Origin of the sequence: Streptococcus pseudoporcinus LQ 940-04 (assembly GCF_000188035.1) — a bacterium.
Lineage (GTDB): Bacteria > Bacillota > Bacilli > Lactobacillales > Streptococcaceae > Streptococcus > Streptococcus pseudoporcinus.
On the sequence record NZ_AEUY02000005.1, the window covers coordinates 1,806,467 to 1,816,306 of the forward strand.

General features: G+C 33.3%; 8 protein-coding genes and 1 pseudogene. 2 read left to right on the forward strand and 7 right to left on the reverse strand.

Annotation, left to right across the window (positions count from 1 at the left end; genetic code table 11):
- From STRPS_RS10175 to STRPS_RS10195, 5 genes are all read right to left on the reverse strand, one after another.
- Positions 1-735, reverse strand: a complete 735-nt coding sequence (locus tag STRPS_RS10175; protein ID WP_000393369.1) for an energy-coupling factor transporter transmembrane component T — start codon at positions 733-735, stop codon at positions 1-3.
- Entirely contained in the window at positions 735-1,316 is a 582-nt protein-coding gene (locus tag STRPS_RS10180; protein ID WP_007895115.1) for an MptD family putative ECF transporter S component, read from the reverse strand. Before STRPS_RS10180 ends, STRPS_RS10175 begins: the two co-directional genes overlap by 1 nt.
- 80 nt (positions 1,317-1,396) lie before the next feature.
- Positions 1,397-3,130 (reverse strand): ABC transporter ATP-binding protein, encoded by a 1,734-nt coding sequence (locus tag STRPS_RS10185; RefSeq protein WP_007895150.1) that lies wholly within the window; start codon positions 3,128-3,130, stop codon positions 1,397-1,399.
- Positions 3,124-4,869, reverse strand: a complete 1,746-nt coding sequence (locus STRPS_RS10190) for an ABC transporter ATP-binding protein (protein WP_007895085.1) — start codon at positions 4,867-4,869, stop codon at positions 3,124-3,126. The genes STRPS_RS10185 and STRPS_RS10190 overlap by 7 nt, the downstream gene beginning before the upstream one ends.
- A 93-nt stretch (positions 4,870-4,962) precedes the next feature.
- A complete protein-coding gene (locus STRPS_RS10195) occupies positions 4,963-5,616 on the reverse strand; it encodes a TetR/AcrR family transcriptional regulator (protein ID WP_000623740.1) in 654 nt (217 codons plus the stop codon).
- Between the two features lie 291 nt (positions 5,617-5,907).
- Here STRPS_RS10195 and STRPS_RS10200 point away from each other — a divergent pair, with 291 nt between their 5' ends.
- Positions 5,908-6,258: a plasmid mobilization protein gene (locus STRPS_RS10200; RefSeq protein ID WP_007895148.1), complete on the forward strand. Its 351-nt coding sequence runs from the start codon at positions 5,908-5,910 to the stop codon at positions 6,256-6,258.
- Between the two features lie 5 nt (positions 6,259-6,263).
- On the forward strand, positions 6,264-7,595 hold the full coding sequence (locus STRPS_RS10205) for a relaxase/mobilization nuclease domain-containing protein (RefSeq protein ID WP_007895069.1): 1,332 nt from the start codon (positions 6,264-6,266) through the stop codon (positions 7,593-7,595).
- Positions 7,596-7,687: 92 nt separating this feature from the next.
- On the opposite strand, the gene STRPS_RS10210 is transcribed toward STRPS_RS10205, so the two are convergent.
- Both STRPS_RS10210 and STRPS_RS10215 read right to left on the reverse strand, forming a co-directional pair.
- Positions 7,688-8,347 (reverse strand): hypothetical protein, encoded by a 660-nt coding sequence (locus STRPS_RS10210; RefSeq protein WP_000384988.1) that lies wholly within the window; start codon positions 8,345-8,347, stop codon positions 7,688-7,690.
- A gap of 42 nt (positions 8,348-8,389) precedes the next feature.
- Positions 8,390-9,840: pseudogene (locus tag STRPS_RS10215) on the reverse strand (helicase-related protein); the annotation flags it as partial.

Here is a 9,840-nt window from a genome sequence, read left to right on the forward strand (position 1 = left end):
CTATCCCCTCCTATATAAAAATAGTCCTGTAAAGGCAATTGAAAAGAGTAAAATTAGTAAATCATATATAGTAAACTTTACTTTTACTACAGTAGTTCTCTTTTTCAAAGCTCCCAATCCTCTACTTATTGCTGCCGCCGACAATTCATCACCTATTTTTGCAATAGAAACGATTAAAGGTATTGTTACATATTCCAAGTATAAGCTTGGATTTTTCCACGCCTTTTTATTTTTAAAGCTAATTCCTCTCATTTTCATAGCAGTCTTAATAGAATTGTGTTCTTCTTTCAAAGTTGGAATAAACCTGAATGCAACTGCTGTTGGAATAATAAATGCATTGGGAATTTTCCACTTTACCATGGCTGCTATAAACTCGCTCGTTTTTGTAGACATTACAACATAATAGCCCAACATAAAAATTGGAAATAGTCTTAAAATCAAGGCATTCAACAATACTGAAATTGTATTTATGAGTGTAGGCAATGTGTACATATCTTTCGTAAAGTGTGCCATAATAGCCAAAGTAAATAGCCCTCCATAAATGAAAGATATCTTAAATTGTTTATTAGATAATAATAATGCTATTGCCACAATGGCGGATATAAGGCTAACTAAAATATCCTTATATCCGACAGACATTATGGTTGTTATAAATATCATAAATAAAATTTTAGTACGAGGATCTAAGAAAAAGCCCTTTGGTTTATTCGGTTTATATACCTCATACTCTTCCATTAAATGATACCCGCTCTCTCGAAGTGTTTCTTAAGCATTTTCCTCCCTAAATTCGCACCAATAACCGAGCCGATAAAAATAATTCCAAATGCAGCAATCCCCATCCAAGAAGGCATATATTTTGCGAGTGCAAGTGCATATTGTTCTCCCATTTGTTGCTTAATACCTTCCATATAGGTATCTGCCATTACCCACATTGGCATTTGACAACCTATCATTCCGCAAGAAAATAGCCAAAATCCAATAACATTCTTTTTAAAACTCTTAAAACCACCTGATTTCATAACCAGATCACTGATAATTCCAAATGGAATATATCCCACTAATGCTAACCATGTATAGCCCATAAAATACCAAAACACACCGATAATAATTGACATAATCGTAACCATGCCAAATTTTTCTACTTTGGTTAAAAACAACATAAAGGGAATTCCTGTGACTATAGGAATTAGAAGATAGATAGCTGGGTATAAGACAGGTATTGCATTCATCATCCCTATTACAAAAAACAGAACTAAATAAATAGCTGTATAAATTCCTACATTGATTAGATCTTTAGCTGACAATCCTTTTTTCATTTTTTTAATCCTCCTTGAATTAAAATAATATAAATCTACATGAGCTATATTTGCATAATTCTCATATAAATCATTTTCACTTATGACAGTTTCCAATTAACTGCCTTTTGTCGTGCCTCAACAAAATTTTTATAGATACCTTCTGCTTGAATTAGCTCTTCATGTGTGCCTTTTTGATTTATTTTTCCATTTGCTAAAACAAGTATTTGGTTTGCATTTTTTATTGTCTTTAGTCTATGTGCTATCATTATTACTGTTTTATTTCTTGTGAGTTCCTCCATAGCAACCTGCAATTTATCCTCATTTTCGGGGTCTACATTTGCAGTAGCTTCATCGAAAATAATGATAGGTGCATTCTTTATCATTGCTCTTGCAATTGATATTCTTTGTCTTTCTCCACCAGATAGACTTGCACCTCCCTCTCCTATAACTGTTTCATATTGTTCAGGAAGCTTCATAATAAATTCATGACAACACGCTTTCTTTGCAGCTTCTATAACTTCCTCATGTGTAGCATCTGGCTTGGCAAACTTTATATTGTTCTCAATAGTGTCTTGAAATAAATAAACATTTTGAAAAACCATACTAATTTGTCTCATTAATGACTCCAATGAATATTCCTTAATATTATGTCTACCTATGCTGATTTCTCCTTTCTCTACATCCCAAAATCTCGCTATCAAATTGCAAAATGTAGTTTTTCCAGCTCCTGAAGGTCCAACTATAGCTGTCATTTGGTTTTGTGGTATCTTGACCGAAATATCATCAAGGATTTTTTTACCTGAATATGAAAACTCTACATTATCAAAAGAAATATCAAAAGTAGTAGGCTTTATGTCTTTTCCATCAATATCCATCTGTGGAAATTCCTCTAACTTCCTTGTTTGCTCAATAGATCCACTAACAACTCTGAGAGAGGTTGTTGCACTTCCTGCCAATTTTATTTGAGAAAAAGCAAGAAAAGAAATTATAATCGTCATAACTGTATTTAAGAATGAGAGTTCTCCATTGATATAAAAGAAAATACCTGCACCTATTATCAAAATGCTAAACAAATCCAAAAGAATATTTTGCAAAATCGTATAAGGTGTAAACAGTTTTTCACAATCAAGATTTATTTTTCTACTATTTTCAATAGCACCTCTGACTTTTTCATCTCCTTTCCCTGTTAAATTGAAAGATTTTATAACAGACATTCCTCCAATTTGCTCTAAAATGGCATCAACTAATTTAGCAGATGCTTCTTGTCTTTTAGGAAGAACACTCCTTGATTTGCTTTCCATTTTTGAGAGAACAAATAAGTACAATAGGCATCCAATTGCAACAATAAAACCTATTCTCCACTCAAATGCTAAAATCATTATTGTAAATATTATCGTGTTTATAAAACCTGATAATGTATTTACCATAACCATTGCGGCGGTATTTTCTACATCTTCTAAAACAGTTGTAGAAATTCCAACCACTTCACCAATATTGTTTTCATTGAAAAATCCCATAGGAATTTTTTTGAGCATTTCTCCTATTGCTACTCTTTTATTTGCCACCATGAAATAACTTGCATGGCATTGCTTTAATTGTGAAAAATAATTTGTAACACTTCTTCCGATTATGCTAATAACAAGAAGTATTAATGCTATCCACGCAGGCATCATGCTCATGTCTTTTTGGGCAATTGCTTTCACTATAAAATAAATAGCACTGATTTGAAGCATATGAAAAATCGCAAACAAAAAACTTACCCATATAGAGTGATATACATTTTTCTTTTCATCACCTGAGAAATCTAAAATCTTTTTTAAAGCACTTAACATTTCATCTCACCATCCTTAGTTCCTATATGAGCGTTCCACATATTTCGGTATAATTCACAACCTTCTAATAATTCATCATGCTTACCGTATGAAACAAGTTTTCCATTCTCAATTAAGAATATTTGTTCTGCATCTGTTATAGTTGATAACCTATGAGCAATAATAATCACCGTTTTATCTTTTATAAGCTTTGATAAAGCTTGCTTTATAATCACTTCATTTTCAGGATCTATATATGAAGTAGCTTCATCAAGTATTACTATAGGTGCATTTTTGAGCATTGCTCTTGCAATTGATATTCTTTGTCTTTCTCCACCAGAAACATGGCTCCCACTACTTCCGACAACCGTATCGTAACCATGTTCCATTTTCATAATAAAATCATGACAACCCGATTTCTTAGCAATGTCTTCTACTTCTTTATCACTGGCACTTGGATTACCCATTCGGATATTTTCCCTAATACTTTCGTTGAACAAAAAATTATCCTGAGAAACAAAAGCAGTTAAACTATATAATTGCTTTAATGGAATTTCCTTAAGATTGTATCCACCAATATTTATATTTCCTTCCGTAATATCCCAATATCCAGCTATTAATTTTGCTAAAGTTGACTTGCCACTTCCACTTGGCCCAACAAAAGCCACTGTTGTCCCTTCTTTTATGTTTAGGGATATTCCATGAAGAATTTCTTTTTCTTCTTCATATCCAAACTTTACATTTTGTAAATCAATATTATATTGCTGGATAGTCACTTCTCCATCAGAATGCTTTTGTTCTTTTCCTTCTAAAATTAAGTTAATAGAATTAGCAATAGTTCCTATCTTAGCAAGACCATCAACAAAATTGATTGTTTCAAGTAAAGGTCCTGCAATACCTAAAGATAGAATAATAACAGATATAAATACTTCTGCACTCAAACTGCCACTAATGTAGAAATACCAACCAAATGGAAGCACTGTTATCATTGTAGTAGGAGATATATTTTTAGATAAAGATACAGGTAACTGACAGCTCTTCATCCATTCATAAAAGTATCTTGCATTTGCAATGACTTTATCTTTGTACTTTGCGTACGATTTCTTGTCTTGATTAAATGTTTTTATCACTTCTATTCCATTGACATACTCAATAATTGCAGAATTCATTTCTCGATTTACCTTTACAGATCCTTCATATTGAACAGCATAATTTTTCATTACGAGTCCCATAAAAAGCATCCCCAAAGGAATGGATACTAATGATAAAAGAGCCATTCTCCAATCAAGAAATAATAAGTAAATAAATATACTCAAAGAGCCTAATAAATTTGAGGTCATTTCAGGTAAAAGGTGTGCCAGAGGCTTTTCCATACTTTCAACTTGATCAACAATAATTTGCTTAAAATTTCCACTTGGAACAGAGATTATTTCCCCTAATGGCATCTTTGGGAGTTTTTCAAGCATTCTTAAACGAACATCTTTCAGTACACTAAAAGTTGCTTTATGAGATACAGATAAAGCCATAGAGTATAAAAATGATTTTAAGATGTAGGATAACAATCCTATTCCTAACCATAAGGAATAAATTTTAAAATCCTCATTTCCCTTTAACAATTCAACTAAAATACGACTTGCTGCAATATATGGAACAATCCCTGCAATAACACCGATACTCGCTATAAATACAGATGTTTTTAACTTTGAATGTTCCTTTTTTGCAAGCTCCCACAATATAGTAGCAGGACTTTTTTGTTTCATAATCAACACCTCCAAATAAAATAACTTAATTAGCTAACTTAGTTATCTTTATTTTAAAAAATATAAGGGCGCTTAATACCCTTTCCCTTATATTTAAAAACCTCGTAATTTCTCCCATCCATCATAAAAAAACTTCGAAACTATTCTTGTGTTTAACTTTACTTCCTCTTCTGTTTGAGAATGTATTATAATTTCACACAATGCATTAATATAAGCATGGTTTAACAAATGCATTGCATTTTTAGGGACTTCTGATTTTATATTCTTTTTCTTTGAAATAATATGAAACGCTTTATGTCTATTTATATCTTCCTTTTCCACAAGAAGCTCTATATAATTATCATATTTCGTACCATATGATTTATATATTAAAAGATTAAATAAATCTTTTTTGCTAAACATATATAATGCAGATTCAATTGACCCTTCAATGTTAATTTTTGATAAATCTTCTCCACAATTTTTTTCTATATTTTGAAAAGATTCCTCTTCAAACTTGTTATAAAAACCCAAAAGTTCTTTTGCCAATGGATCAACTAAACTGATAAATAAATCTTCTTTGTCATTAAAATGCCTGTAAAAAGCACCCGTTGTAACTCCAGCATCTTTACAAATTTTTCTTAAATTAGCTCGTTCATATCCATCCTTCAAAAAATTCGCTTTACCACTATCCATGATTTTTTTATGTGTAAGCTCATATCCATTCAAATCTGCCATTACTCTGCCTACTTTCTCTTTACTGATCAATTTCCCGCCTCATCTTGATAACTTAGTTATCATTTTAATATTGTCGATTATGTTTGTCAAGTATTTTCTGGAACTCTAATAAAAAAAATGGTACAATAAGTACAAATAGTTTTATACACGCTTAATGCTTGCTATCTTAATCGTTCTTTTGTAGCAAGCACAGTAAGTGTACGGACACTTACGAAAAAATTGATGAAGCAGCCCTCTGGGATCTGCTTCTTTTTTTATCAATTTTTAACTTGTTAGGGTGTACCCTAAGACCCCGAAATACATTCAAAGGAGGATTTACCTATGGCAAATAGAATACGAAATGAAAGACTTGAAATTAAATTAACCGAAGAAGAAAAGGCTCTTTTTGAGGAGAAAAGAAAACTTGCTAAGTGTAGAAATATGAGCCTTTTTATTCGCAAATGCGTTTTAGAAAAGGAAATATATCAAGTGGATTTAGAGCCGTTTAGAGATTTACAGGGCTTGCTTTCCAACGCTACAAACAACATAAATCAGATTGCAAAGCGTGTAAATTCGACCGGCATAATCTACAAAGATGATATAAACGATATGAAAAAGCAGATTGAACATTTCTCAAAAGAGTTGTGGCAAATTCATTCCCTGCTGCTTAACAGGACTTCAGGAGGTGATTAAATTTTATGGCTATTACAAAAATACATCCTATAAAATCAACCCTTAATCTTGCCATTTCATATATTGTTAATGGAGAAAAAACAGATGAGCAAATCTTAGTAAGCACTCATAAATGCCATCAGGAAACTGCTCATACTCAATTTTTAAGAACACGAAATGATGCAGGAACAAACGGAACTGTTCTTGCAAGACACCTCATTCAATCCTTTTTACCCGGAGAAGCAAGTCCTGAAATGGCACATCAAATCGGTCTTGAACTATGTAAAAAGATATTAAAGGATGAGTACGAATTTGTCTTATCTACCCATATAGATAAAGGGCATATTCATAATCACGTCATATTTAATAATGTAAATATGGTAACGGGCAAATGCTATCAGTCCAACAAGAGAAGTTACCACCAAATCAGGTATCAAAGCGATAAGCTATGCAAGGATAATAACCTTTCTGTGATTGATGAGTTCTACGAGAGCTATAAGAGAAAGTACAAAACAAATGGTAAGTCATGGTATGAAAATGAGCAATCTAAGAAAGGTAATTCTTGGAAAAGCAGGCTTCAATTTGACATTGATCATTTGATAAAACAGTCTAAAGATTGGGAAGAATTTCTAAAGAAAATGGCGGAACTTGGTTATGAAATAAAGCATGGAAAACATATAGCTTTTAAGCCAAAAGATAAGCAGAGATTTACAAGGTCTAAGACGATTGGCGAAGATTATACCGAAGAAAGATTAAAAGAGCGTATTACAGAAAGGAGTGCTATTAAGGATCCTGCTGTCAAAAAACGAATAGGAAATGTCATCAATATGAATACCAATGCCAAAGTGAAAGAGAGCAAAGGCTATGAATATTGGGCAACAAAACATAACCTTAATACAATGGCTGAATCAGTTATTTTCATCAGAGAACATGGCATTAACTCCGTTAAACAGCTTGATGAATATATCAAAAAAAGTGCTGAAGAAAGACAAGGTTTACAAGATAAAATCAAAGAAATTGATAAGGACATGCAGCTACTTTCTGATACTATGGAACAAGTTCATACTGTTAAAAAATATCGAGCCTACTACAAAGAATATAAGGCAAATCCATCGGACAAGGCATTTTTTGAAGAATACAAATCGCAAATCACGCTCTATGAAACTGCTCTTTCCAAGCTGAAAAGCTCCTATTCTAAACTTCCAAATTCAAAGAATATTTTAGATAGACTTGATAAACTGCAAGAAAAAAAGAATATCCTCATGAAAGAGTATTCTTCCTCAAAATCTACTATGGACGAGCTTTATCAAATACGAAAGAACTATGGAATTTACATGGGCAAGGAGATTGAGAGATAATTTTTTCTCTCCTCTTTTTCTACCTTGATTTGGCAATTCAAGACCAATAAAAAAATAGTCGGTGCAGTCCTAAGACCACACCGACCGTAAATTTATCTCTCAGCTTCTTTGCTTACTTCTTTCTTTTCTTTCGGCTTTTCCTTATCTTCAGCCTGATATTTTTTGATAGCCCCAAGTACAGATTCTTTCTTTTCTTCTTGTCCTTTCATTTGTTCCTTTGCCTTTAACAGCTTTGAAGAAAGTATCCTGATGTTGCTATGCTCCTTGCCGTTATCATCAATGGAGGTTCTGATTTGTCCAAAGAGCTTAACAAAATCTCCCTGCTTAAAGTCCTTTGGAATATCGCTTTTTTCTCCGTATGCCGAGCAATTATGATAGACCTTATTCCCTTCATCATCTTTAGATACTACGGAGAAATTCGCTACCTTAAAGGCTTCTCCGTTCTTATTTTCCCTTTCAACTACATCAACCTCTCCAACGATATTTCCAACAATATTGATAAGATTATCCTTTTCTTCCTGAGCATAAGGCAGGTCTTTTATCTGTCCCTGTTCTCTTAAATCCTCAATCATATAGTCAAATTCCTCATGCAGCAAATTAAGGCTGTCATTGTCCATATAAGCGTCATAGAGCTTATCTAAGGCACTTTCATCATTGATACCTTTTTCCATGCTTATAATCGCTTTTACAAAGTCCTTATGGTTATCATTTACCATATCTTCTATCTGATTTCTCATTGTTTTGTAATCCATGTTTTTATCTCCTTTCATGGCAAAAGGGAGGTTCCCCTCCCCTTATCTTAAAAATTCCTGTTCTTTTGTTTTTTGCTTTTCTTCTGTTTTACTTTCTTCCTGATAGGCTCTTATCTGTCCTAAGATAGATGGTTTATCACCCGTTTTCTGTGTGGCTTCCTCTTTGGTATGCAAATTATCTTCAACATCATAGGTTGACTCAAAATAATCGCTGTCCTTAAAGTCATTGTCATATCTGTCAGGAATGCCGTCATTATCCATATCTTTAGAAAGAGGATCGTAGAAGTTCCCTTCATCATCAATATCAAGTCCAAGTACCGCCCTTAAATCTTCCGAATCGACATAGACCAAATCACTAAAAGAAGAAAGCTCAATCTCATTTTTCATATTTCGTAGAGCTTCGTTTTCTCCCTTGTTTTCATAATCAAAACTCTCCGTTTTAATCGGTATATTTTCAATATACTGTGTCCATGTCTTATCCTCTAAGTTAAGCTCATATTGGATACTGTGTCTTTCGTCAGGTGTATTGGTATAGGCGATGCCGATATGCTTTAGGTCAGGATATAGAGCGTCAAACTCATCATAACTATGATTTTCTTCATACTCTCTGTTGCAGAAGTCAATGATGGCTCGTTTTACATCTTCTACAAGGGGATTATAATTTCTCTTTTCTTCCACTTCTCCCATATCAAGGAGCTTATTCAGTTCTGCCAAGCGAAGCACCTTATTTTTTAGTTCATCAGCTTTTTCAAAAGGCTTTTTTAATTCCTCTTTGGCATTTTCAAGCTGTTCTTTTGTGCTGAAGAGCTTTTCTTCAAGCCTCTTTAATTTCTCAGGCATTTTCTCAAGAGCATTATCCAGTCTTGTAATATTACCGTCCGCACTCGTTCCAAACTCTCCTGAATGCTTTGCAGCACCATTTAAGCTAAAGTTATGCTCATTGGTAAAGAAGTTATAGCTGACCTCCAAATCCATGTTTCTGTACTTTCCTATGACCTTGCTTTCATTGATTTTTACTTTGGAAATCGCTTCAAGCAGCTTTTCTCCGGCTAATTTCTTATCGGTAATTTTTTCGCCTAAAATGATAATAGAAGTGAACTTTTCATCGCCTTCAGCTTTAGGTTCTACACTTGCTATATCTTTCTTTACAGCTTCAATTAGCTTTTCCGTCCTTGCAATTTCTTCAGGATAGTTTTTAGCGACCTTATCCTCTAATCTGTAACGGTTGGACTTGTAGTTTGCTTCAAGCATTTTAAGTTTTGTAACCTCATTATCCAGATCCATTTTTTCCTTGATTTTCGGATCACCTGTAGCAAGGGCTTTAATCTCTGCATAGTTTAAGCTGCTTTCGTCCACATCTTCTGCAACTCTTACAGGTGTCTTACTTGTCATAATCTGAGAAATGAACTTCTGCTTATTTTCTATAGTCTGGTCGAGTAGGTCGGGGATATTACTATCCCTTTCCCCTCTAAGAACCGTGCATGAGAGTTTCC